The 23159-nt window shown below is 43.4% G+C and carries 22 protein-coding genes and 1 riboswitch; of the genes, 1 reads left to right on the top strand and 21 read right to left on the bottom strand.

Annotation, left to right across the window (positions count from 1 at the left end; all coding sequences use genetic code 11):
- Positions 1 to 20: 20 nt before the first annotated feature.
- The 11 genes from ACESPO_RS09385 to pth form a co-directional block, all read right to left on the bottom strand.
- The gene (locus tag ACESPO_RS09385; protein WP_008976443.1) at positions 21 to 2162 is read right to left on the bottom strand and encodes a protein translocase subunit SecDF; all 2142 of its coding nucleotides are present in this window, start codon (positions 2160 to 2162) and stop codon (positions 21 to 23) included.
- Positions 2163 to 2182: 20 nt separating this feature from the next.
- Positions 2183 to 3583, bottom strand: a complete 1401-nt coding sequence (scfB, locus tag ACESPO_RS09380; protein WP_009262924.1) for a thioether cross-link-forming SCIFF peptide maturase — start codon at positions 3581 to 3583, stop codon at positions 2183 to 2185.
- A gap of 83 nt (positions 3584 to 3666) precedes the next feature.
- The gene (gene scfA / locus ACESPO_RS09375; RefSeq protein ID WP_008976445.1) at positions 3667 to 3810 is read right to left on the bottom strand and encodes a six-cysteine ranthipeptide SCIFF; all 144 of its coding nucleotides are present in this window, start codon (positions 3808 to 3810) and stop codon (positions 3667 to 3669) included.
- A gap of 74 nt (positions 3811 to 3884) precedes the next feature.
- A complete protein-coding gene (locus ACESPO_RS09370; RefSeq protein WP_008976446.1) occupies positions 3885 to 4259 on the bottom strand; it encodes a TIGR04086 family membrane protein in 375 nt (124 codons plus the stop codon).
- A gap of 87 nt (positions 4260 to 4346) precedes the next feature.
- The gene (locus tag ACESPO_RS09365) at positions 4347 to 4895 is read right to left on the bottom strand and encodes a stage V sporulation T C-terminal domain-containing protein (protein ID WP_009262926.1); all 549 of its coding nucleotides are present in this window, start codon (positions 4893 to 4895) and stop codon (positions 4347 to 4349) included.
- Positions 4896 to 4996: 101 nt separating this feature from the next.
- Entirely contained in the window at positions 4997 to 5662 is a 666-nt protein-coding gene (gene thiT, locus ACESPO_RS09360) for an energy-coupled thiamine transporter ThiT (protein WP_336304695.1), read from the bottom strand.
- A 34-nt stretch (positions 5663 to 5696) separates the two neighbouring features.
- A riboswitch (TPP riboswitch) is annotated at positions 5697 to 5798 on the bottom strand.
- 51 nt (positions 5799 to 5849) lie between these two features.
- Positions 5850 to 6275: an NfeD family protein gene (locus tag ACESPO_RS09355; RefSeq protein ID WP_016439353.1), complete on the bottom strand. Its 426-nt coding sequence runs from the start codon at positions 6273 to 6275 to the stop codon at positions 5850 to 5852.
- 143 nt (positions 6276 to 6418) lie between these two features.
- Positions 6419 to 6865, bottom strand: coding sequence for a GatB/YqeY domain-containing protein (locus ACESPO_RS09350; protein WP_499788747.1), 447 nt, complete (start codon positions 6863 to 6865; stop codon positions 6419 to 6421).
- Positions 6866 to 6893: 28 nt separating this feature from the next.
- On the bottom strand, positions 6894 to 7955 hold the full coding sequence (locus ACESPO_RS09345; RefSeq protein ID WP_336304694.1) for a peptidyl-prolyl cis-trans isomerase: 1062 nt from the start codon (positions 7953 to 7955) through the stop codon (positions 6894 to 6896).
- Positions 7956 to 8000: 45 nt separating this feature from the next.
- The gene (mfd, locus tag ACESPO_RS09340; RefSeq protein WP_336304693.1) at positions 8001 to 11342 is read right to left on the bottom strand and encodes a transcription-repair coupling factor; all 3342 of its coding nucleotides are present in this window, start codon (positions 11340 to 11342) and stop codon (positions 8001 to 8003) included.
- 21 nt (positions 11343 to 11363) lie between these two features.
- Positions 11364 to 11942: an aminoacyl-tRNA hydrolase gene (pth, locus tag ACESPO_RS09335; RefSeq protein WP_009262932.1), complete on the bottom strand. Its 579-nt coding sequence runs from the start codon at positions 11940 to 11942 to the stop codon at positions 11364 to 11366.
- A 135-nt stretch (positions 11943 to 12077) separates the two neighbouring features.
- Between pth and ACESPO_RS09330 the strand changes: the two genes are divergently transcribed.
- The gene (locus tag ACESPO_RS09330) at positions 12078 to 12509 is read left to right on the top strand and encodes a hypothetical protein (RefSeq protein ID WP_008976454.1); all 432 of its coding nucleotides are present in this window, start codon (positions 12078 to 12080) and stop codon (positions 12507 to 12509) included.
- 95 nt (positions 12510 to 12604) lie between these two features.
- Here the strand turns inward: ACESPO_RS09330 and ACESPO_RS09325 are convergent, their stop codons facing one another.
- The 10 genes from ACESPO_RS09325 to murD form a co-directional block, all read right to left on the bottom strand.
- Positions 12605 to 12868: a glyoxalase gene (locus ACESPO_RS09325; protein ID WP_008976455.1), complete on the bottom strand. Its 264-nt coding sequence runs from the start codon at positions 12866 to 12868 to the stop codon at positions 12605 to 12607.
- A gap of 51 nt (positions 12869 to 12919) precedes the next feature.
- Positions 12920 to 13573, bottom strand: coding sequence for an HAD family hydrolase (locus tag ACESPO_RS09320; protein WP_336304692.1), 654 nt, complete (start codon positions 13571 to 13573; stop codon positions 12920 to 12922).
- 257 nt (positions 13574 to 13830) lie between these two features.
- Positions 13831 to 14610: an RNA polymerase sporulation sigma factor SigG gene (gene sigG / locus ACESPO_RS09315; RefSeq protein ID WP_009262934.1), complete on the bottom strand. Its 780-nt coding sequence runs from the start codon at positions 14608 to 14610 to the stop codon at positions 13831 to 13833.
- A 103-nt stretch (positions 14611 to 14713) separates the two neighbouring features.
- The gene (locus ACESPO_RS09310; RefSeq protein WP_499788746.1) at positions 14714 to 16324 is read right to left on the bottom strand and encodes an MBL fold metallo-hydrolase RNA specificity domain-containing protein; all 1611 of its coding nucleotides are present in this window, start codon (positions 16322 to 16324) and stop codon (positions 14714 to 14716) included.
- Positions 16325 to 16496: 172 nt separating this feature from the next.
- Positions 16497 to 17204 carry an RNA polymerase sporulation sigma factor SigE gene (gene sigE, locus ACESPO_RS09305; protein ID WP_390110335.1) on the bottom strand — a complete coding sequence of 236 codons (708 nt, stop codon included), beginning with the start codon at positions 17202 to 17204 and terminating at the stop codon, positions 16497 to 16499.
- A 38-nt stretch (positions 17205 to 17242) separates the two neighbouring features.
- A complete protein-coding gene (locus ACESPO_RS09300) occupies positions 17243 to 18034 on the bottom strand; it encodes a sigma-E processing peptidase SpoIIGA (protein ID WP_336304690.1) in 792 nt (263 codons plus the stop codon).
- A 215-nt stretch (positions 18035 to 18249) separates the two neighbouring features.
- Positions 18250 to 19467 carry a cell division protein FtsZ gene (ftsZ, locus tag ACESPO_RS09295; protein WP_008976461.1) on the bottom strand — a complete coding sequence of 406 codons (1218 nt, stop codon included), beginning with the start codon at positions 19465 to 19467 and terminating at the stop codon, positions 18250 to 18252.
- A gap of 172 nt (positions 19468 to 19639) precedes the next feature.
- The gene (locus ACESPO_RS09290; protein ID WP_270456533.1) at positions 19640 to 20650 is read right to left on the bottom strand and encodes a cell division protein FtsQ/DivIB; all 1011 of its coding nucleotides are present in this window, start codon (positions 20648 to 20650) and stop codon (positions 19640 to 19642) included.
- Between the two features lie 55 nt (positions 20651 to 20705).
- Entirely contained in the window at positions 20706 to 21791 is a 1086-nt protein-coding gene (locus ACESPO_RS09285; RefSeq protein WP_336304689.1) for an FtsW/RodA/SpoVE family cell cycle protein, read from the bottom strand.
- A 13-nt stretch (positions 21792 to 21804) separates the two neighbouring features.
- Positions 21805 to 23157: a UDP-N-acetylmuramoyl-L-alanine--D-glutamate ligase gene (murD, locus tag ACESPO_RS09280; RefSeq protein ID WP_016439362.1), complete on the bottom strand. Its 1353-nt coding sequence runs from the start codon at positions 23155 to 23157 to the stop codon at positions 21805 to 21807.
- Positions 23158 to 23159: the final 2 nt, after the last annotated feature.

Below are 23159 nucleotides of genomic sequence, written 5' to 3'. Positions count from 1 at the left end.
TCTCCCGCCCCTGTCTTTTTCTATTTTTTCTTCTGAATCTTTGTCCTCATAATGTACCAAAGTGCACCTGTGATCGTAATTGAAGAGAAAGTTCCTCCTACGATTCCAACCATCAGTGGTGCCGCAAATTCTTTCACAGAGCTTACTCCGAGAATAAAGAGAATTACAACCATAACAAAAGTTGTAAAGTTCGTATAGATACTTCTTGTCAGTGTCTCAGAAATACAGCGGTTGACAAGTGTCGCCAAATCTTCATTACGTTTTTGCACTTTCAATTCCTCACGGATACGGTCGAAGATAACGATCGTCGAGTTGATCGAATATCCGACCATTGTCAAAATACATGCGATAAATGTATTTCCGACAGAAATTCTTGCCACTCCATAGAAAACTACAACAAACAGTACGTCATTTAACAATGCGATGACTGCACTTGTTGCAAAGCGCACATCTTTAAAGCGGAACCAAATATACAGAAGCATGCAGGCTGTCGCGATTAAAAGCGCAACAACTGCGTCGCTTCTCATCTCGGAACTTACGGTAGAGCTGATATTCTCAGAAGTGATCAGACTTTCGTCCACATCAAAATTGTCTACCATTGCTTTATTAAATGCTTCACGCTCCTCTAAGTCAAGACTTCTCGTTTTGATAATGACCGCATTGGAACCATCAACTTTTTGTGTCTGCACATTTGCATCTTTTGTAATCTTCTCAACAACCGGAACCACTTTGGAATCAATCTCTTTGATTGAGTAATCCTCATTGAATGTTACATTTGTGGAAGTACCGCCCATAAATTCCAGGCTGTACTTAAATGCCCCCTGCCCTTTTGCTGCATGGTATCCCATGATTCCAAGTCCGCCGAGGATGATCACTCCGGAGATGGCAAAGCAGACTGCTTTCTTTCCGAGGAAGTTGCGAACTTTCGTTGTCTTCTTCGCTCCATAAAACTTCACATCTCGGAAACCAATCGCATACAGCGAGAAGATAATGATTCTTGTAATGAACAGTGCTGTAAACATGGACACAACCACACCAAGTGCAAGTGTCTGCGCAAATCCCTTGACACTTCCTGTGCCTTTTAATCCAAGTACCAGTGCTGCGATCAATGTTGTGATATTTCCATCAATGATAGCAGACAATGCTTTCTGAAATCCGATGCGGAGCGCTGATTTCACAGCCCTTCCTGCTGCCAGTTCTTCTCTGACTCTCGCAAAAATAATGACATTTGCATCGACCGCCATACCGATAGACAGCACGATACCAGCGATACCCGGCAGAGTCAATGTAATATTAAATGCATTTAAAAGTACCAGTGTCAGTCCTGTGTAAATGATCAGAGCAATGCTGGATGCAAATCCCGGAAGCAGATATACAATACACATAAATACAAGCACGATTGCAAGTCCGATCGCTCCTGCAAGAAGACTTGTGCTGATTGCCTCTTCTCCAAGCTGTGCTCCGACTACATTAGAACGAAGTTCTTCCAGTTCCAGCTGAAGTCCTCCGATACGGATTGTTGATGCCAGATTTTCTGCCTCTTCATAGGAAGCCATTCCATCTATATAGGCCTGTCCGCCGTCAATCTCAGACTGTACAACCGGATTGCTGATCGTCTTTCCGTCATAGACGATTGCAATCTGTTTTCCAAGATTTTCCGCTGTCGCCTTGGCAAATTTGTCTGTACCGTCCTTTGTGAGGATCAGTTCCACGATATACTCTTTGTTGTTCATCTCATCCTGCGTTGTCTTTGCAGAAGCTGTTTTCACATCCGTTCCTTCTAAGACAACGTTTCCTTCTGAATCCTGGAATACCAATGACCCCGGTTTTCCAAGCTCATCGAGGATCTTATTTGCATCTGTCACACCCGGAATCTCAATGTTGATCCGGTCGTCACCTTCCTGGTAAACTGTCGCCTCTGTGCTATACTGCTCCACACGCTTTTGAAGCTTGTAGATTGTATCACTCATCTGCTCTGAAGTAGGATTTTTATCCTTCGCCTGATAGGTAATACTCACACCACCGGCAAGGTCCAGCCCCAGTGTGATGTTCTTTGCAGAACCAATCTTTCCCTTTCCGAATCCGACGATTGTCGTAAATCCGAGCAAAACGATCAGAAGTGTAGTCGCGATCAGGCTCCATACTCCTCTTGATTTTTTCATGTCCTGTTACCTTCTTTCCCTTACTCTGCCAATGCTGCCTTCATCATGATCGCGCATTCTACACGCTTTCTTTCCATCTCGCATCCGATGTCATATGTGTCATGGATCGATCCGTGGAACTTCTGAGAGTTCGCCATACAACCACCGCTGCAGTAGAACTTCGCAAAACAATTCTTACATTTTTCTTTGGAGTATACACTACATCCTCGGAATTCCTCTGCGATCTCCGGCTTCACAATTCCGTCATCTACATTTCCCATTAGGAACTCTTCTTCTCCTACGAACTGATGACAAGGGTAAAGATCTCCCCAAGGCGTCACTGCAAGATACTCTGTGCCCGAACCACATCCAGACAATCTCTTTGCAACGCACGGACCACCGTCGAGATCGATCATGAAGTGGAAGAAATTCACTCCTTTTCCTTCCTTCTCTCTCTCTACAAGTGCTTTTGCAAGTGCATCGTACTCTTCAAAGATCTTTGGAAGGTCCTCTTTTTTAATAGAATAGAAATCTGAATCTTCCCCTACGACCGGTTCAATAGAGATCTGTTTGAAACCAAGATCTGCAAAATGCAGCACATCTTTAGAAAAATCAAGGTTATCTCTTGTAAATGTCCCACGCACATAGTATTTCTCTTGATTTCTGCTATCTGCAAGCTTCTGGAATTTCGGCACGATCAGATCATAACTTCCCTTTCCATTGCGGAACGGACGCATCTTATCGTTGACTTCCTTTCTTCCATCAAGACTTAAGACAACATTGTCCATCTCTTTGTTGACAAATTCCTGTACCTCATCATTTAAAAGTACACCGTTTGTTGTGATCGTAAAACGGAAATTTTTGTTATGTATCTTTTCCTGCTCACGTCCGTATGCCACCAGGTCTTTGACAACCTGCCAGTTCATCAAAGGCTCCCCTCCAAAGAAATCTACTTCCAGATTTCTTCTGTTTCCAGAGTTTGCGATCAGGAAATCCAGCGCTTTCTTTCCAACTTCATAGGACATCAGCGCTCTTCTTCCATGATATTCTCCTTCTTCTGCAAAACAATATTTGCAGGCAAGATTACAGTCATGTGCGATGTGCATACAGAGCGCCTTTACCACTGTCTTTCTCTGCTTCACTTCCCCGATATACTGTTCATAAATATCTTTTGTAAACAACTGACCTGCTTCTGTCAGTTCCACGATATCTCCATAGGCATCTTTCAGATCACTCTCTGCATATTTTGCTGAAAGCTTCTCCAAAAGCCCTGCTGCTGTTTCTTCTTTTTTCAACTCTTCCACAGGATTTTCTGCCTGATCTATTCCCATTGTATCCAGCGCCTGAATGACATCATAGCAAAGTTCATCTACAACATGAACGGAACCGCTGTTGACATCCAGCACGATGTGATACCCATTATTTACATACTGATGAATCACTTGTGTTCTGCTCCTTTCTTCTTAACGCAAAGACAAAGCAGCGACCGAAGCCGCTGCCTGATCTCAATCTGTGCGATGTTAGCTTATTTCTTTTGTTCGCAAGTTTGATTTCCAACTGTGCAAGATGTCTTACATGCTGACTGACAAGATGTCTGGCATTCTCCACATCCGCCTTTTTTCATTGTATTGTTTAATGTCTGAGTATTTAATGTTTTAATGTGCTTCATCTTACATTCCTCCTTAAATTAGCATTAACTTAGCTTATTATATCACATGCATGTAAGATTTAAAAGACTTTCTTTTAAGAAATCATTCCACCCGCCATTCCACCTGCCGCACAGAGCAGGAACGACGTCAAAATATTCGTCCCATTTCCTTGTAAGGTACGATAAATCCCAAAGGAAATCAAAAGCAATAACCCGAAATATAAAATTCCGACCGCAAGTCCCCACAAAAATTTTCTCATTTTGGAAAGCTTCCCGATCACAAGTCCGCCCACAAATGTGGACAGTACATAGATTGCTGTAATCCCCGCCGTCACCTTTTCCTCACTGAACTCCATCTTGTATACAAGCAGTGTCAGCAGCAAAAGAAGTAAGCCGGTCACAACGTAAGCTGCCATCAGCGCCTTTAACACCCATGTGACTTTCATTTCCTGTCTGATTGTCTTCTCCATTGTCGTCCCTCCCAGATTTCAAGCGTATTTGCACCAAATAATAAGTACACTCTAATCTATGCCCGTCCACAATGTTTTATGACCATCTTAAAATTCCATCTGTTTCCCGAGAAAAGTTGCCGCTGCAAGTGCAAGCTTTTCTGCTCCATCTTCCGTCCTCTTTGTTTCCTCTTTCATTAAAAGTACAACTGCACCGATCACATCCCCCTCCGCCACAATCGGACTGATGATTTCCTCCGTAAAGACTGCGCTCTGTCCTTCTGTCAATAAAACAAATCCTTTCTCCCCTCTGGCTGCACATCTCTCCTTTCTGTCACTTAGACAGGTCTGAAATGCCTCACTGACTCGTTTCCCCGCAAATTCTTTTTTCCCATTTCCCGCCGCTGCGACTACCGTCTCATGATCGGTGATGCAGACAGTACATTTTGCTACCTGGGCAAGACTTTCCGCATACTGTATCGCAAGCGGTGTCATTTCTCCGACTGGAGAATACTTTTTTAAAATGACACCTCCCTCTCGATCGGTAAAGATTTCAAGTGGATCTCCTTCATGAATCCTGAGTGTCCGTCGGATTTCCTTTGGGATTACAACCCTCCCGAGATCATCAATTCTTCTTACGACTCCTGTTGCTTTCATATAAAAAATTCCTCCATTTTACTTTGTTTTCCATTTCTGGAAATAGTATCTGTAAAATGAAGGAATTTATGACATTTTTATTTTTAATTCTATCCGATTGATTAGTTGACCGCTGTTATCTTCACTTTCTTCATCGCTTTGGAGACTGCCGGAATCGATAAAACGAGAACTGTAAGCGCTGCCTCCGCAAAAATATAACATCCGTTATATACAAGCGAATATGGAAGCGCTGCCCAACCGTCCCACGCATATTCTCCAAAAAAGAGCCATCCGGAAATTACCGCAAATACATATCTTGCAAGAACGCCAAACAAGTATCCTTTTACAAGACCATGTTTGGATTTGCTGAAACATCCTGAAAGTCCGAGTGCCCCGAATGCGAGCGGATAATCTACAAGCACTTGAAGTGGGAAATAAATATATGGTTCAATCAGAAGCTGAAGTACCCCGTATGCCGCCCCAGTCAGCATCCCCGTCGCCGGTCCATATAAATAGCCAACAAAACAGATAAACAACATGCTGAATAATGTTACCGATCCACCAAATGGAAAAGAATAAATCTTTAACATCGATGTCACCATCGCAAGTGCAACTGCCATCGCACATACGACAAGCTGTTTTGTTCCAATTTTCTTTTTTTCTTTCTTCTCCCGTTTTGCAAACAGCGCAGCTACAACGATCAACGCCACAAGAATCACAGCAACTGCCACATAACCTGCCGTTGTCAGACTGTATGCCCCATCTGATTTTGTTACAAAAAATGACATAAAAAAACCTCCTTTATTATTTTTTACAGGAGGAACCGTTCTGGTACTGCTTCCTTCCGCCGGTACTAACCGGTTCAAGTAGTGAGGGTCATCACGCAATGTGATTTCTCAGCCCTGGGCTCCCCTAGCAAAATGCTATATGAAATTTGTCATTTCATATAGCATTGTACCATACTTTCTTTTTTTGTCAAATTTTCTTTACGATCAGCTTTACACCCTCGACCCTGAGTACCTCTCCGAAATCGCCCGGCTCCAGAATGTCTCCATCTGCTTCCGCTCTGACCGTCCATTCCTGTCCGTTGACGACTGCTTTCCCTGTCTGACTCAAATTATCTACCCGCTCTGTCATCTTAATCTTCTGCCCGATCAGACTCTCATAGTTTGTCTTCACTGATTTTGCATTCAAATATTTCTGCGCCCAAGGTCTCGTAAAATATAACAGTATAAAAGTCACGATCAGAAAAGCTGCGATCTGCCATACGATTCCAAGTCCGAGAAGTTCTACCACCAGTGCCGCCAGTGCACCTCCTGCAAGCCAGATGGAAGTCAGTCCTACTGTGGCGATCTCAACGATCAGAAAAATCACAATCAACGCCAACCATACAATGCTCATCATATACCTCCGCCCTTTCTCCTTTTTGTTACCTCTATACTATATCAGCCGTTGCAATTAAACAATCTTTTTTTACATCTTTTTCAGAACTTTTTTAGCACATTCTCTCATCGCTTTTTCGGGAGATCTTCCGTTTTCCCGAACTAGTTCAGAAAAGACAGTACGATGTCATTTACAAGCTTTCCATCTGCCTTTCCTTTTACTTTCGGCATCAGTTCTTTCATAATCTTTCCTTTGTCTTTTGCTGTCGGTGTCTCCAGCGCCAGAGAAGCAAGCACCTCTTTGATCACTCCGCGGATTTCTTCTTCTGACATCATCTTTGGTGCAAACTGTTCCAACACTGCAATTCTCTTCTGGCATTCTTCCACAATGTCACTTCGGTCTGCCGGTGCAAGTTCCAACGTCTCTTTTGTCTGCTTGATCTCTTTTAGGCTAACCTGTGTCTCTTCTTCCGGTGTCAGATCTCCTTTTTTGTCAATCGCCTTATTCTTCAGCGCAGATAAAAGCAGTGATAAGGACTCCTTCGTTTCCTTGTCCCCTGCCTTCATCGCACTTACCATCGCACTTCTTACTTCTTCAATCTTACTCATCAAATCTCCTCCATTCTTCTATTTTCGATTATTTCTGGTCACTTTTATCTGTGTCAGATCCTTCTGCATATGGAATTTCTTCCTGCTGTTTCATCTTAATCCCTTTTTTCTCGAAACTGATCTTAGCCCATACCTTTTCATTGACTTCAATCTTTACATCTTTTTTCCACTCTTCGCACAGATCTTTGTACTGTTTTTCCTTTCGCTCTTCTGCGATAGATTCTTTTTCTGCATCGGTCGCTTCCCGGTCAAGAAGACTTGTCACTTTCAACACATAGTAGCCACTGTCCGTCTCGATCACCTCTGAGACTTCCCCTTCGCCAAGTTTATTCGCCTTCGTCATCAATCCCTCATCCGGAGTTGTCGTCTCTTCGTCAAAAGTCATTGTCTTTACTTCCAGTTCCTTCTCCTTTGCAGTCTTTGCAAAGTCAGCCCCTTCCTTAACTGCTTTCTGGAATGCTTCTGCCTTTTTCTTTGCCTCTGCCTTTTCTTCCTCGGTCATCTGCTCTGTGCTTCCGTCTTCTTTTGTCTTTGTCAGAGAAAGGTTGACATACTGCATACTCTTTTGTGCCGCCTCTTCATCAGACACTTCTGTATCCACATCTGCGACCATCGCCTTCTGCATTTTCTCTTGAATCGTCACAAGTGTCAGCATCCGCTCTACATTTTCTGTTGTTCCGGAAACAGCTTCCTTTTCTTCCAGTCCGTTTGCCTCATCAAACGCTTTTGCTGCCTCACTGATCTTCTTCTTTTCCTCCTCGGTGATCTCGACTTTGTAATCGCCCATATGATCTTCGAGTACATACATATTTTCCAGTGTCTCTAAGATCTGATTTTTCACCGTCTCCTCATAGGATTTCCCTTTGGAAATCTCTGTAGACCACATGTCCTCTCCCATCACTCCTGAGTAGTATGTTTCATATTCTGCCTGCTGATAGCGCGCAAAAAAATTGGCAACACCTACAGTCACTTTTTCTCCACCAATCGTAACTACCACATCGCTGTCTTTGACAGACCCGCAGCCGGCAGCGGAAACTGCCAGTGCTGCTGTCACAGCAAGCGCTGCCGCTTTTTTTCCTGTCCTTCTCATAATTGCCCTCCTTCGTGTTTCTAACTCTCTCATTATACTCTCTGACTATGATTCTAGCAATGTTTTCATATCAATTAACACTTTTTTCACAACTTCAATTGGATCTTCCTCTTTGCCTTTTCGGTTTCTGTTCTTCTTATGATAGAGGAAATATGGAGGCGTATCCATTTTGAAATGCAACTCTTCTTTGTACAGTTCCAAAAGCTTCGGAATTTTTTCTGTCCGAATTCTGGCATGCTCAAACATGGTAAATTGATACTCTTCTCCCTTTTGTTCTACTGCCGTAATATACAGTCGGTGTGCCATCGCTTTCAGGTTCGCAATCGCCAGAAGCTTTTGAACTTTTCTTGGAATATCTCCAAAGCGATCGATCAGTTCCTCGATCATATCATCCATCTCTTCCTCTGTCTCAATCCCTGCGATCCGCTTATAGATATCCAGCTTCTGATATTCATTCGGAATATACGATGCAGGAATATATGCATCCACATTTAGGTCAACCGTTGTCGTATATGGTTCTTCCTCTACTTCGCCCTTCAGATGCTTCACTGCCTCATTTAACATTTTACAGTACAGATCGTATCCAACTGCTTCCATATGTCCATGTTGCTCTGCCCCAAGAAGATTTCCCGCTCCTCGTATTTCCAAATCTCTCATGGCAATCTTAAATCCAGAACCGAGGTCTGTAAATTCACGGATCGCGGACAACCTTTTTTCTGCCACTTCTTTTAACAGCTTATCCCTCTTATAGAGTAAAAAAGCATATGCCATCCGGTTTGACCGCCCGACACGCCCGCGAAGCTGGTACAGCTGAGAAAGTCCAAGCCGGTCCGCATCGTGTATGATCATCGTATTTGCGTTGGAAATATCAAGCCCGGTCTCAATGATCGTCGTCGAGATCAATACATCGATCTCTCCGTTGATAAAATCATACATGATCCGCTCCAGCTGATGTTCCCTCATCTGTCCATGTGCAAATGCCACATTTGCCTCAGGCACAAGTTTCTGAATCCGGTCTGCGACTTCATCGATGTCCTGTACCCTGTTGTACACATAATATACCTGTCCATCTCTTGCGAGTTCCCGCTCGATCGCCTCACGTACCATCTCGTCATTGTACTCCATGACATATGTCTGGATCGGCATTCTGTCCATCGGAGGCTCTTCTAACACGCTCATATCTCGGATTCCGATCAGACTCATGTGAAGCGTTCTCGGAATCGGAGTTGCTGTCAGTGTCAGCACGTCTACATTTTCTTTCATCTGCTTGATTTTCTCTTTGTGCTGTACCCCAAACCGCTGCTCCTCATCGATGATCAACAGGCCAAGATCCTTAAATTTCAGATCATCTGAAAGTACGCGGTGCGTCCCGATCACAATATCTACAAGACCTTTCCTCACATCATCGATTGTCTTTCTTTGCTGTGCCGGAGTCCGAAATCTGCACAGCAGGTCTACTCTCACCGGAAAATCCTTCATCCGCTGTACAAACGTATTATAATGCTGCTGAGCAAGCACCGTTGTCGGAACGAGGTACACCACCTGCTTACTTTCCTGCACTGCCTTAAATGCGGCGCGGACTGCCACTTCTGTCTTCCCGTATCCGACATCCCCGCAGATTAAGCGGTCCATGATCTTCTTGCTTTCCATATCTTTTTTAGTTGCCTCGATCGCATTTAACTGATCATCGGTCTCCTCAAACGGAAACATTTCCTCAAACTCACGCTGCCAAATGGTATCTTCTCCGTAGACATATCCTTCTTCCTTCTGTCTTGCCGCGTACAATTCCACAAGTTCCTTTGCGATTTCTTTGACTGCCCCACGGACTCTCGTCTTCGTCTTCGCCCATTCCTGTCCCCCGAGCTTATTCAGCTTAGGTCTTTTTGCATCGGCACTTGCATATTTCTGGATCAGTTCCAGCTGTGTCGCAAGAATGTAAAGATTCCCTCCATCTGCATAAGAGATCTTCATATAATCTTTTGCAACTTTATCGACTTCAATCTTCTCAATTCCCTGATAGATTCCAAGTCCGTGATTCTCATGAACGACATAATCTCCGACCTTCAGATCCGAGAAGCTCTGGATTTTCTGTCCTTCATAAGTTTTCCGTTTCTTTTTCTTCTTTTTCTTCCCAAAAATATCTGTCTCCGAGATTACAATAAACTTTAACAGTGGATACTCGTATCCCTCATCTACATGCCCATAGGCGACCATGATTTCTCCCGGCTTCACTTCCCGATCCATCTCTTCACTGTAAAAGCTACTCAAACTATAATCTCTCAAATCTTCTGCCAGACGCTTTGCTCTCGTCCTGGATCCAGATAAAAGGATCACTCTGTAACCGCTCCGTTTCAGCCGTGCCAGATCCCTCGTAAGTGTCTCAAAACTATTATTGTACGGATTCACTCCCTTTACCTGAAGGTGAATACTTTTCTTTACATGAAACAGATTTCTTTTGCCTTCCAGAATCGACAGCCCGATCCCCGGATACTGATTCATCTTCGATGCAATCTCCTTCGGTGCAAACAGCTTCACTTCTTCGTCTGACACTTCACACCCGGTCTCCACACGCTTCTTCATACTCTCGATAAATTCTGCTTCGGCTGCTTCCCCCTGCTCTATCAGCCGTGCCGGCTCTTCCAAAAACAAAAGCGTATCTTCTCGCGGAAAGTAGTCTAGAAATGAAACGCGCTTTGTCTTCTCATCCATGAACTCGGACGCCGGATAGATTGTAATCTCTTCCAGATTTTCAATCGATCTCTGACTCTCCACGTCAAATGTGCGGATCGAATCAATTTCATCATCCCAAAGTTCTATGCGGACCGGAACCTCCTCAGTGAGCGGGTATACATCTAAGATTCCCCCACGCACCGCAAACTGTCCCGGCCCTTCAATCTGCACTTCCCTTTCATATCCAAGAAGCGTCAGATCTTTCTGAACTTTCTCAAAATCAATAATATCTCCTACCTTCAGAGAAAAAACTCTCTCCCGGATCGTCTCAATCGGCAAAAGAGAATCCATAAACGCATCAAATGTCGTGATGACTGTACACCCTTCCCCAAGGAGAAGTGCCTGAATTGTTTCCATCCTGCTGCTGACAAGCTGTTTTCCTCGCAAATCTGCATGATAAAACAGCAAATCTTTTGCGGGATATAAATATACAGTTTCCTTTAAGAAACGATACTCCTCATACATCTGCTTTGCTTTTGATTCTCCGGAAGTTACAATCAACTTATACTTACAGTCGCTGCCAAGTGCACAGGTCAGATGTGTCTTCTGTGAACCGACGCATCCTGTAATCTGAATCAATCCTGCTTCTTTTTTCTTTTCGTTCTGAATCTCTTCAATCTCTGCCAGTTCCCTCAAAGGCTCCAAAAGAGCTTCCATACACACCTACTCCTTTCATTTTTATACCGTCGTCTGCTTTTTGTTATACTGGTTCATCGCAGCATCAATTTCTCCTGCAAGAATGAGACGGACAGCCTCTGTCGCACGATCATACCCATCTTCCATCTGCGCTCTCTCTGCCTTGGAAAAGTGTCCCAGCACATAATCTGCCAGATCGTAATTCTTTGGCTTCTCTCCAACTCCTACTTTGATTCTCGGAAATACCTGTGTGCCGAGATGTGCGATAATATTCTTAATTCCGTTGTGCCCTCCCGCACTTCCTTTCTTCCGAATTCGAAGTTGTCCGACATCCAGACTGATGTCATCGTAAATCACAAGAACTTCCTCTTCTGCATCCACTTTGTAATATTCTACAAGTTCCCTCACACTCTCTCCGCTCAGATTCATATAGGTCTGCGGTTTTACGAGGAGCACTTTCTGACCATCGATCATACCTTTCCCGATATATGCCTTGTGTTTCTTTGTATCCACAGCTATATTATATTTCTCTCCCAGTCGGTCTATCACATCAAATCCGACATTATGTCTTGTTCCTTCGTACTGTGCTGTCGGATTTCCTAATCCAATAATAATATACATACATTGTCACCTCCGTTCCCATTTTACAGGATACGCCCCTGTTTGTCACGCATATTTCCTTCTGCCGTATCATAAAGTATATTAAAACAATTATTTCATAGTTCTTTTTCAAGCATACATTCACAGGAGGCATATATGAGTTCGAAAACAAAAATCGTCGTCCTTCACATGAAGGAAATCATCTACACTACTATTTTCATTGTACTTGGCATCCTGCTTCTGCTCCTTCTCTTTTTTATGTTTCTTCCTGAAAAGAAAGAGGGGAGTCCTGGAGCTAAGCAATATCAACCCGGCATATACACTTCCACACTGACACTGAACAACACCGATCTGGAAGTGGAAGTCGCCGTCGACGCCTCCCACATCAATTCTATCCGTTTCTCAAATCTAGACGACACGGTAACTACTATGTTTCCTTTGATCCAACCGGCGATCGAAGATATTGCAGAGCAAGTATACGACACACAGTCTCTTGAAAATATTTCTCTGCCGCAAGAGAATCCCTATACTTCCCAAGTCATCTTAGATACCATCGAAGAAGCACTCAAAAAAGCCACAGTCAAATGACTGCGGCTTTTATAATGTTCTGCCCTCTTAGTTGGTCTTGTACGATCTTATCAATCAACAAAGCAGTTATTTTTCCATATAAACAGGCCAATATGCTACCCTTCTACGACAAGATATTGTCCGCCCGGCAATGCAAACACTTCAGAAGCCTCCTCAAGCTCTTCATCTGACATTCCATCAACGTCTGCACCATTCTCTTCAAAATACTCTCTTACTTCCTGCAAAGAGTCTACGATTACTGCCATACAGTCCTCTAAAAACGCTTCTGCTTCCTCCAGTGTCTCTGCCACCGGCTCATCAAATAATTGTGACTGGTTCTTTAAAAACACCTTTAAACAATCCTCATCATATTCGTACATCGCATATATCCTCCTTCATTTCCTCTTTTTGTATTTCTATGCATGTTTTTCTTATGATATGAGTTCCAATATTTCCAGCGGATCATCCACCGTCTCCACGGCTCCTGCTTCTAGCAATTCTTCCTTAGAACGAAATCCCCATGTAACTCCGATCGTCCGCATTCCCGCTGCACTTCCGGTTCTGATATCTACCTCGGAATCTCCGATATAGACACATTCTTCTATCTTCCTTCCAAGCTTTCTAGCAATCTCAAATACCATCGTCGGATCCGGTTTCTTCGGATACCCTTCACACTGCCCCTGCACGTAGGAAAATAACTCTTTTCCAAATACGTCCTGCACTACCTGAACCGTCTGGGCATGTGGTTTATTCGATAAAACCGCCCTCTCAATCTGATGTTCCGTTAATCCTTCCAGAAGCTCTCGGATCTTCGCATATGGTTCTACATGATACATACAGTTCTCATGAAATATCCTTCCATAAATCTCCATCGCCTCTTCTATTCTTGAAAGATCTCTTGCCCCAGAAGCCATCAATGCTTTCTCCATCAGCACTCTTGCTCCATTTCCTACAAACTGCCTGCACTGATCTGTTGTAATCTCTGGCAGTCCCATCTCACACAACGTCAGATTCACGGATCTTACAAGGGAATCCAGCGTATTTGTCAATGTTCCATCTAAGTCAAATATGCACGCTTTATACATTGTCTCTCTCCTTTATATCCATATAATAGTATGAATAGGCTGAAATTTCAACAAGAAATTTTCTTCTTCTTCGGACTCACTTGCTGTACAAAGCAAAGTACATACTGCTACAAGCACTAGAATCAGCAGTGTTTTCATTGTTTTTCGTCTCTGCTCCACCGTCTTCCCCTCTTCTTTTTTCTTTTTTCTTCCGGCATTTCACAGAATAACACTACCTATCTTTTGCCCTATCCTAGATGGATTTCGCAATGCTTCTTTTACCCCGCCAAATACTGCCGCATTGTCTTTAGTGCGTTTTTCTCCAGACGACTTACCTGCGCCTGTGAGATCTTCACCTGACTCGCCACTTCCATCTGTGTCTTTCCTTCAAAAAAACGAAGCTGGATAATAAAACGCTCCCTTTCATTCAAACGTTCCATCGCCGCTTCCAGAGAAAGACCTTCCACCCAATATTCCTCCCGGTTCTTCTTGTCACTAATCTGATCCATCACATACAGCGCATCTCCACTGTCATTATACACCGGCTCATTCAGACTCATCGGTGCCTGGATGGCATCCAGTGCAAAGATAATATCTTCTTTCGCAATTCCAATCTCCTCTGCAATCTCTTCTACTGTCGGTTCTTTTAAATGTCTTTTCATATAGCCTTCTTTCGCATAGATTGCCTTATACGCAGTATCCCTTAAAGAACGGCTTACACGGATGGAATTATTGTCTCTTAGATATCTCCTGATTTCTCCTATGATCATCGGAACCGCATAGGTTGAAAATTTCACTTGAAGATCTGTATTGAAATTATCAATCGCCTTCATCAACCCGACACAACCGATCTGAAAAAGATCATCGACATTTTCATTGCTGCTTGCAAACCGCTTGATCACGCTCAGGACCAACCTTAAATTCCCCTTGATATACCGCTCTCTTGCCGCTTCATCCCCTTCTTTGATCTTCACAAACAAAGCTTCCTTCTCCTCATTGCTTAGGAGAGGAAGCTTCGCTGTATTGACTCCACATATTTCAACTTTACTTAATGCCATGACTGCCTTCCTCCTAGAACATTTTCTAGTCAGAGGATTCTCACAATCTCCGGCAGTTATACCACTTTCCTTCTACTATTTTTCATTCCGGTTACTTTCTTCTCTAATCACGATCCCATTTTTCTGCAAGATTCTGAATCTGTGATTCGAATTTTGCCAGATCTTTGTTGGACAGTCCTTCGTTTTTGAAAATAACTTCCATGAGATGTTTTCCTGCAGAAACCACTCTCTGGAATGCAGTCGCAGCACGTACCGCCATCGGTTTTTCCTTTGCCTTTTTCGGAACTCTCGCGCCAGCTGTGAGCACTTCATTTGTCATCAGATCCACGCATCCTCCGGAATATGGTGCAAATGCCTGGCATCCAAATTGTTCTTCAATCGTCTTTGCGAATTCATCTGTCACCGTATCCTCTCCATGCACAACAAATACATGGGAAAGCTTCGTCTCAAATCCACCAAGCCAGCTAAGTAAGCCTTTCATATCCGCATGTCCGCTGATACCTTTCAACGTCTCAATCTTTGCACATACCTCTATTGTCTCACCAAACAGCTTGACAGACGGTACTCCTTCGATTAGCTTTCTTCCAAGCGTTCCCACCGCCTGATAACCGACAAACAGAATCGTACATTCTTTTCTCCACAGATTGTGTTTTAAATGATGGCGGATTCTTCCGGCTTCACACATACCCGACGCTGAAATAATCACCTTCGGCTTACTATCATAATTGATCAGCCTCGAATCATCGCTCGTCGTGGAAAGCTTCAAACCCGGAAATACGAGAGGATTGATTCCTTGTTGTACAAGTTTCAGTGCATCTTCATCAAAGCATCCTTTTGTATTCTTCTGAAAAACGTTCGTCGCTTCGATTGCAAGCGGGCTGTCCACATACACTTCAAAATCAGGAAACTCTGACAAAAGCTTCTTCTCTTTGATCTCACGAATAAAATAAAGTAATTCCTGTGTACGTCCGACCGCGAAAGATGGAATCACCACATTTCCGCCTTTTGCAAAAGTTTCCCTGAGTATTCTCGTAAATTCACCTACATAGTCTGGAATCTCATCTCCGTGAAGCCTGTTGCCATAGGTAGATTCAATTACTACATAATCCGCTTCACGCACAGTCTTCGGATCTTTGATGATCGGCTGATTGATATTTCCGACATCCCCCGAAAATACAATCTTCTTCTCCACATTGTCTTCACACATCCAAATTTCGATACTCGCAGAGCCGAGCAAATGTCCCACATCTGTAAACCGTACCCATACACCCTCGCAAAGCTCAATTTTCTGATCGTAATCGCACGGTACAAAATATTGCAGTGCATTGACAGCATCTTCCATCGTGTACAATGGCTCATAAAGTTCTGCACCAGATCTTCTCGCCTTTCTATTTCTCCACTCAGCCTCAAACTCCTGAATATGGGCACTGTCACGGAGCATGATCTGACAGAGGTCTGCTGTCGCAAAGGTCGTTACGATCTGCCCTTGAAATCCTCGCTTGGCAAGCAGAGGAATCAGACCGGAATGATCAATGTGTGCATGCGTCAAAAGTACATAGTCAATCTCCCCGACGGCAACCGGAATCTCTTGATTCTCATAGAGATCCGGTCCCTGCTCCATACCACAGTCGATCAGAATGTGTTTTCCATTGACTTCCAGAAGATGGCAGCTTCCGGTCACCTCATGTGCTGCACCGATAAATGTAAGTTTCATATGCAAGTCTCCTTTCTGATTGCGGCAGTTCCCCGCTGTATATTCTTTGTCTAATATGCAGGAACACCTCGCAACTGCTGTCATAAAATTTACTATATTATAACACATTTCCAATCAAAACGGCATATATTTCAGTCTTTATTCTTTTATTTATACTTTTTTTATTTTTCTTTTAAGATTCGTAGCGTACAATCTCCTTTTTTAATCTCTGCATAATCTTCTTCTCCAGACGTGAAATATAAGATTGAGAAATTCCCAAAAGATCCGCTACCTCTTTCTGTGTCTTTTCTTCCCCTTCGGAACGATTGATCCCAAAACGCATCTCTACGATCGTCTTCTCCCTCGGAGACAATTTTTCAATCGCTTTGCGCAGCATTTTCTGTTCTGCCTCCGTCTCTAGATCTCGGTAGATTGTATCTTCTTCGGTTCCAAGGATATCTGACAGCAATAGCTCATTTCCATCCCAATCCACATTCAGTGGCTCATCGATCGACACTTCCAGCTTTGTTTTATTATTTCTTCTCAGATACATCAAAATTTCATTTTCAATACATCTGGACGCATAGGTTGCAAGCTTGATCTTCTTTGTGGGATTAAAGGTATTGATGGCTTTGATCAGACCAATCGTGCCAATTGAAATCAGATCTTCCACCCCAATTCCCGTATTATCAAATTTCTTGGCAATGTAAACGACAAGTCTGAGATTGTGTTCAATCAACACCTTTTTTGCTTTTTCATTATATTCTGTTGCCAGTTCCTTGATGACTGCGCTCTCCTCTTCCATCTCCAATGGCGCCGGGAGCACCTCTGACCCTCCTATGTAATGGATTTCTCTCCTTGTCCCTATCACGATCTTACGAAACTGTGACAAAAACTTCATCCGAAACTGCTTTGGCAGCATTGCATTTGTTACCATTTTTATACTCCTCCTAATATTGCTGGATTCAGAATCATCTGATATTCCCCATTTGTAAAACTATCTTCCTCACAAATTCCAATGAGCGGCTTTTCCACCCAACACTCCTTCCCGGTATGAATGCACATTTTTTCTGCTCTGATCACCGGAAGTACCCCTTTCTCTGTTCCAACAGAACAGTACGGGATATAGCGCAGTGTCTGAAGTTCCTTTTCTTTTAGAATCTCCCCTGCCTGTCTCTTTCCTAAAATGCAGACCGGCTTCCCCGTAACCGGATCGCACAGACTGTTTCCGGTATCTAAAAGCGCGTGTATCGTGCAGCTCTCCCCGGAAGTATACACCGTAACTGTATATTGATACTTGTTCATGCGCTGCAGATACAAAAGAAATTTCCAGATTCCGATCACCAGATAATAACTTCCGACTGCTGCGCCAAAAAAAAGACTTCCCGCGCGCACATACGGCTGCAGCCATGTAAATACTCCCCCAAGCAGAAATGCACTGGCATATAATGCCACAAATGCCTTTAGAAATTCTCTGAGTGTTCGGATTTTCAACCCGATCCAGATCATAGCTGCATTCACAGATAAATGAAACAAAAGAAAGCGAATCAGTGTACTCCTTACCGGGAGAAGCATGCAAATACAGACCGCTGCCGCTCCAAAAATACTCCCCACGCAAATATTTCCATGTGTGGCAGTACATTTCAATACTCTGCGCACAATCAGAAGCAGCAGGTAGTCCATCATAAAATTTATGAGAAACAACACATCTATGTACACTTCGTAATACATTTCCCACCTCTTTTCCGCTCCGCTTTCCTTATATCTTTTCATTTCCGTACTTATTATTATATCTGCATGCTTCTGCAGAATTTGTCAAATATTTGTTTCTTATTCTGGGATTTTTTCGACAAAAAAGAACTATAACAACTGGATCTCGTCCCATTGCTATAGTTCTCTTCGGTGAGCTTCTATTATAAAAGATAAGTGTTTGCTATTTTATCGTTCTATTTCTTAAAAAAATCCGGAATCTTGATGGATTTCTCTCTGACTGTACTTGTCGGAACTCTCGGTGTCACCGGTGTTGTCCCTGTATAAGTTCTCTGGCCAGCTGATGTATTGGTGTTATTTCCAATTACGCTGAATTCTGGTCTTGCCTGTCTTACAGAAGATGCTGTTCCTGCTGCTGAAGCTGCTGTGTGACTAGTATTTGGAAGCACACTGCCTGTCTTCTGTCCATCCAGTCTGGATTTGAGTCTGGATGACGGTCCTTCCACGTTATGAAGTCCGGTAGCAATAACTGTGATCACTGCCTCGTCTGACTTTGAATCGTCATACATTGCACCGAAGATGATATTTGCATCTTCCCCTGCAAGTTCTTGTACGTATTCTGCTGCATCACTGGCATCCATCAGTGTGATATCTCCTGAGATATTGATAATAACGTGAGAAGCACCTGCAATAGTTGTCTCAAGAAGCGGACTTGCCACTGCCTGTTTCACAGCTTCTAATGCCTTGTCATCTCCCTTGCCCTGACCAATTCCGATGTGTGCAATTCCCTTGTCAATCATAACTGTCTGCACATCTGCAAAGTCAAGGTTGATCAGAGACGGTACATTGATCAGGTCTGTGATTCCCTGGATACCTTGCTGAAGAACTTCGTCTGCCTTCTTCAGTGCTTCCGGCATTGTTGTTCTGCGGTCTACTACTTCCAGTAATTTATCATTCGGAATAACGATTAACGTATCTACGCTCTCTTTTAACTTCTCAATTCCTGCAAGCGCATTGTTCATTCTTGTCTTGGATTCAAAACGGAATGGCTTTGTAACTACACCGACTGTCAGTGCACCCATATCCTTTGCGATACGTGCTACAACCGGAGTCGCACCTGTTCCGGTTCCGCCTCCCATACCACAAGTAACGAATACCATATCTGCACCTTTGATTGCTGCTGCGATTTCTTCTGAGCTTTCCTCTGCTGCCTTCTCACCAATCTCAGGTTTAGCACCTGCTCCAAGTCCTTTCGTAAGCTTCTCACCGATCTGCATCAATGTAGGAGCTTTCGATAATTGTAATGCCTGCTTATCTGTATTAATAGCAATAAATTCCACACCGGCGATCTGTTCATCGATCATTCGGTTCACTGCGTTATTTCCGCCGCCACCGACACCAATGACGATAATTTTTGCTGCTGCTTCAGATTCATTTGTTTTAATTTCTAACAAGAGTTTTTCCTCCTTTATCGATCTACTTCTTATACATCCCTCTGGTTCTATATAGATTCTGCCATATAGATATATAATATAGTTTTTCTTCTAATTAATCAATAGCCTTTTTTAGATTTTCCGATTTTTTTGTCGTGGCACTCTCCGTTCAAAGCAGATGCAGTATCATTTTCTAATACCCCATTCCGCTTCCGTCATCATAAGTGCCTGTCCCATCATAATTTTCACTTCCGTCATCGTATGTGCCGCTTCCATCCTCATAACTTCCGGTTTCGTCATCATAGATTTCCGTTCCATCGCCATAAGTCACACTCTCATCATACTGTGGTTCTGCTTCCCAGTCTTCATTATAACTGTCAGCATCTGTCTGTTCACCGCTGTCTGTCGCTCCGGTTTCATCAAGTATCTGATCTTCCCCTTCTGTCACAGTTCCATCTTCTGCCTCCACTGTCGGCCGGAAGCTGATTAGCGTTGACTGCATTGTAAAGTTTTCCAAATGAACAGTTCCGCTTTTTCCCTGAAGTTTTTCTAAAATTGGAGTAATCTGAGCAACTCTGTCATCAAAATTCTCATCGCCGATATTAACTGCGATCGTCCCAAAATGAAGTGTGGCCTCTGTTCCGTTAAACACAATCTTCTCTGGACTAAGTTCCCATTTTTCCACAACTTTTCCAACCTGGATGACATAGCTGAATACCTTTCGATTCTCCGCTTTTACTTTATGATTTAAGACAACCTTTTTCACACCCAGCCCCTCAACAAGCGGAATCCCCGGAATGGACTCTGTCTGTTTCTTTAAGACGGTTCCTTCCTCATCAAAATAGGCATATTCATTCTCATAAAGAATTCCGCCAAGCAATTTATGCTCTTCAATCTTTACTTTGATCGTCCACGGATTCTTCATACTGATCTCTGCACTTTTCATCATAGGAAGTAATTTGTCCGGACGAAACTTGGATTTCCAGAGAACGTATAGGGAATTGCCGGACATTGTGTCACTTTTTACCCAGTCTGACACTTCCTGCTGTGTCAGCATCTCTATTCCCGTCACTTCGATCTTTTGTATATGAAACAGCAAAAATACAGACAGCGCAAGGATTGCTGCTGCAATCAAACCTACAAGCAATGCATAAAGTCCATATTTTCTTTTCTTTTGTACTTTACGATGTTTAAATGTCGTCATCCTATCCTCCTAACAACTTTGTTGCCGTCGCGTCCTTCCGCGCCGGATGTTCTCTTTATTGTATCAGACTGGACACACTCAGCACAAGTCCCATTTCCATCAAAAGAAACAGAACCGATGTCCCTCCATAACTGATAAACGGAAGTGTGATTCCTGTATTGGGAATCGTATTTGTCACTACCGCAATATTTAAAATCACCTGTATCATCATGTGCGCCATTGCTCCAGATGCGATCAGCGCTCCAAACAGATCCTGCGCATGAACTGCAATGGCAAAGAAACGCCAGATCAGAAGCAAAAACAAGAGGATGATCAGTGCCGCTCCCACAAGTCCCAGTTCTTCACAGACAATGGAAAAAATCATGTCATTCTGTGCCTCCGGGACAAATCCGAGTTTCTGTACACTGTTTCCCATTCCCCTTCCAAAAAGCCCTCCGGAACCGATTGCATAAAGTCCCTGCAATGTTTGATAACCTTTCTCATACTTTTCCGGGTTTCTCCAGATTGCAAGACGTTCCAGACGATAGCTCTCCACCCCGAGGAAAATACCAAGGAATCCACATCCAAGCAGCCCCATCCAGATAAACTGTGCATACTTTGGACTTGCCACAAAAATCAGAATGACTGCAATCCCAAGAATAATGATTGCAGTACTTAAATTACTTGCCCCGACAAGACCGACAACCGGTAGTACCATAAGCATGATCTTAAACAAAGTCTTGATCTTTCCCATCTCTTTTACATTTTTGGTCACAATACATGCAAGAAATAGAATCAGCGCCACCTTTGCATACTCTGACGGTTGAAAAGATAAAGGTCCCAAAGACAGCCATCTTTTGGACCCATTATACTCATCTCCTATAAAAATCACCGCAACAGACAGCCCGATTGCAACAAGATAGCCAATGCCTGCAAGCGGTTCCCAGACATGATAATCGATATTTGCCACGACCAGCATCAGAACCGTTCCTAAAATCGTTGCAAACAACTGTTTTTTTAAATAGTAAAAACGATCGTGGAATTTTAACTCACCATTGTAGGCACTCGTACTGTACAAGATTATCAATCCTACGAACACGAGCAGAAATACAACCGCAAGCAATGTGTAATCATACTCTTTTTTCTTTCCGGGTCTGCCCACAATTCTTCACTCCTTATAAATGATTTACAAGTTCTTTGAATTTATCTCCACGTTCTTCAAAATTTTTAAACATGCCCCAACTCGCACATGCAGGGGAAAGAAGTACTGCATCTCCCTCTCTTGCAAGTCGCGCACTCTCCATGACAGCCTCCTCAAAAGTATCTGCGAGGATAACATTGTCAAATCCTTTTCTTCTTGCGGTCTCAGCGATTTTCTCTTTTGTTGCTCCAACTAATACAAGGTATCTTACTTTTTCCCCGAAAGAATCAATCCACTCATCATAAGAAGAGTTCTTATCATATCCTCCTCCGATCAGTATCGTCGGTCGATTCATCGCCTCCACTGCCTTGATGGCAGCATCCGGATTTGTTCCCTTGGAGTCATTGTAGTATGCAACCCCTTCTTTCTCCGTCACAAATTCGATCCGGTGGGCAACTCCGCCGAAATTCCTGATCGTCTCTCGTATACTCGAAAGCGGGACTCCATATGCCGCTGCCATCGCAGAAGCCGCCATCACATTCTCATAATTATGTGTACCAAGCAACTTTAGTTCTTCTACCTTACAGAGCACTTCCGGCTTTCCATCTGCATAAATGATCTTTCCGTCTTCAAGATAGATCCCTCTCTCTAGTTTACGCCTGCTGCTGAAATATAGAACCTGTGTATGAAGTTTCTCTCCGAATGCACGCAGCACTTCGTCCTCATAATTGAGTACACAGACATCTTCCTCTGTCTGATTTTTTGTGATTTCCTCTTTCGCCTGAATATATGCCTCCATCGTATGATGTCGGTTTAAATGATCTGGTGTAATATTTAAGATCGCACTTACCTTTGGATGGAACGTATCGATCGTCTCCAACTGAAAGCTGCTCATCTCCGCAACCGTCACAGAATCTTCCTTCATCTCCAGCGAAGCTCCCGTGTACGGTGTCCCGATATTCCCGACAACAAAAACACTGTCTCTGTACGCTTTCATGATTTCCCCCAGCAATGCAGTTGTTGTTGTCTTTCCATTTGTTCCGGTAATTGCAAGTACCTCTCCACTTGCAAAGCGGTATGCCAGTTCCACTTCTCCCCAAATTGGAATTTCTCGTTCTCTCAACTGATTTACAAGCGGAAGATCTGTCGGAACCCCCGGACTTAACACAACAAGTTCCAGCTGATCCATCACTTCCAGCGGAAGGCTGCCGAGCAAGATCTCAACAGAGCTCTCTGCCGCAAAATGTTTTCTTAAGTTTTCTTTGTCTAAATTTTCATTTCCATCGTACAGGATCACAGACGCTTGTGCCCTCTCAAGCAGCGCTCCTGCACCAATTCCGCTGATTCCTGTTCCAAATACAAGTACTTTTTTTCCTCTTAAATCCATAA

Source organism: Coprococcus sp. HPP0074, assembly GCF_964238105.1.
GTDB lineage: Bacteria > Bacillota > Clostridia > Lachnospirales > Lachnospiraceae > Faecalimonas > Faecalimonas umbilicata.
This window is presented reverse-complemented; position numbering and strand designations above follow the sequence as displayed.

Bases quoted from the DNA above. Each gene is read 5' to 3' on its own strand.
- ACESPO_RS09350 (WP_499788747.1), bottom strand. From the start codon at position 6,865: ATGAGTAAGATTGAAGAAGTAAGAAGTGCGATGGTAAGTGCGATGAAG.
- ACESPO_RS09310 (WP_499788746.1), bottom strand. From the start codon at position 16,324: ATGAAACTTACATTTATCGGTGCAGCACATGAGGTGACCGGAAGCTGC.
- ACESPO_RS09370 (WP_008976446.1), bottom strand. From the start codon at position 4,259: ATGGAGAAGACAATCAGACAGGAAATGAAAGTCACATGGGTGTTAAAG.
- murD (WP_016439362.1), bottom strand. From the start codon at position 23,157: ATGGATTTAAGAGGAAAAAAAGTACTTGTATTTGGAACAGGAATCAGC.
- ACESPO_RS09290 (WP_270456533.1), bottom strand. From the start codon at position 20,650: ATGACGACATTTAAACATCGTAAAGTACAAAAGAAAAGAAAATATGGA.
- ACESPO_RS09365 (WP_009262926.1), bottom strand. From the start codon at position 4,895: ATGAAAGCAACAGGAGTCGTAAGAAGAATTGATGATCTCGGGAGGGTT.
- sigG (WP_009262934.1), bottom strand. From the start codon at position 14,610: ATGGCATTAAGTAAAGTTGAAATATGTGGAGTCAATACAGCGAAGCTT.
- scfA (WP_008976445.1), bottom strand. From the start codon at position 3,810: ATGAAGCACATTAAAACATTAAATACTCAGACATTAAACAATACAATG.
- ACESPO_RS09325 (WP_008976455.1), bottom strand. From the start codon at position 12,868: ATGTACGAATATGATGAGGATTGTTTAAAGGTGTTTTTAAAGAACCAG.
- ACESPO_RS09355 (WP_016439353.1), bottom strand. From the start codon at position 6,275: ATGAGCATTGTATGGTTGGCGTTGATTGTGATTTTTCTGATCGTTGAG.
- ACESPO_RS09345 (WP_336304694.1), bottom strand. From the start codon at position 7,955: ATGAGAAGGACAGGAAAAAAAGCGGCAGCGCTTGCTGTGACAGCAGCA.
- ACESPO_RS09385 (WP_008976443.1), bottom strand. From the start codon at position 2,162: ATGAAAAAATCAAGAGGAGTATGGAGCCTGATCGCGACTACACTTCTG.
- ACESPO_RS09320 (WP_336304692.1), bottom strand. From the start codon at position 13,573: ATGTATAAAGCGTGCATATTTGACTTAGATGGAACATTGACAAATACG.
- sigE (WP_390110335.1), bottom strand. From the start codon at position 17,204: ATGAAGTTTTTGTCACAGTTTCGTAAGATCGTGATAGGGACAAGGAGA.
- mfd (WP_336304693.1), bottom strand. From the start codon at position 11,342: ATGGAAGCTCTTTTGGAGCCTTTGAGGGAACTGGCAGAGATTGAAGAG.
- ACESPO_RS09300 (WP_336304690.1), bottom strand. From the start codon at position 18,034: ATGTATTACGAAGTGTACATAGATGTGTTGTTTCTCATAAATTTTATG.
- pth (WP_009262932.1), bottom strand. From the start codon at position 11,942: ATGTATATTATTATTGGATTAGGAAATCCGACAGCACAGTACGAAGGA.
- thiT (WP_336304695.1), bottom strand. From the start codon at position 5,662: ATGTCATTTTTTGTAACAAAATCAGATGGGGCATACAGTCTGACAACG.
- ACESPO_RS09330 (WP_008976454.1), top strand. From the start codon at position 12,078: ATGAGTTCGAAAACAAAAATCGTCGTCCTTCACATGAAGGAAATCATC.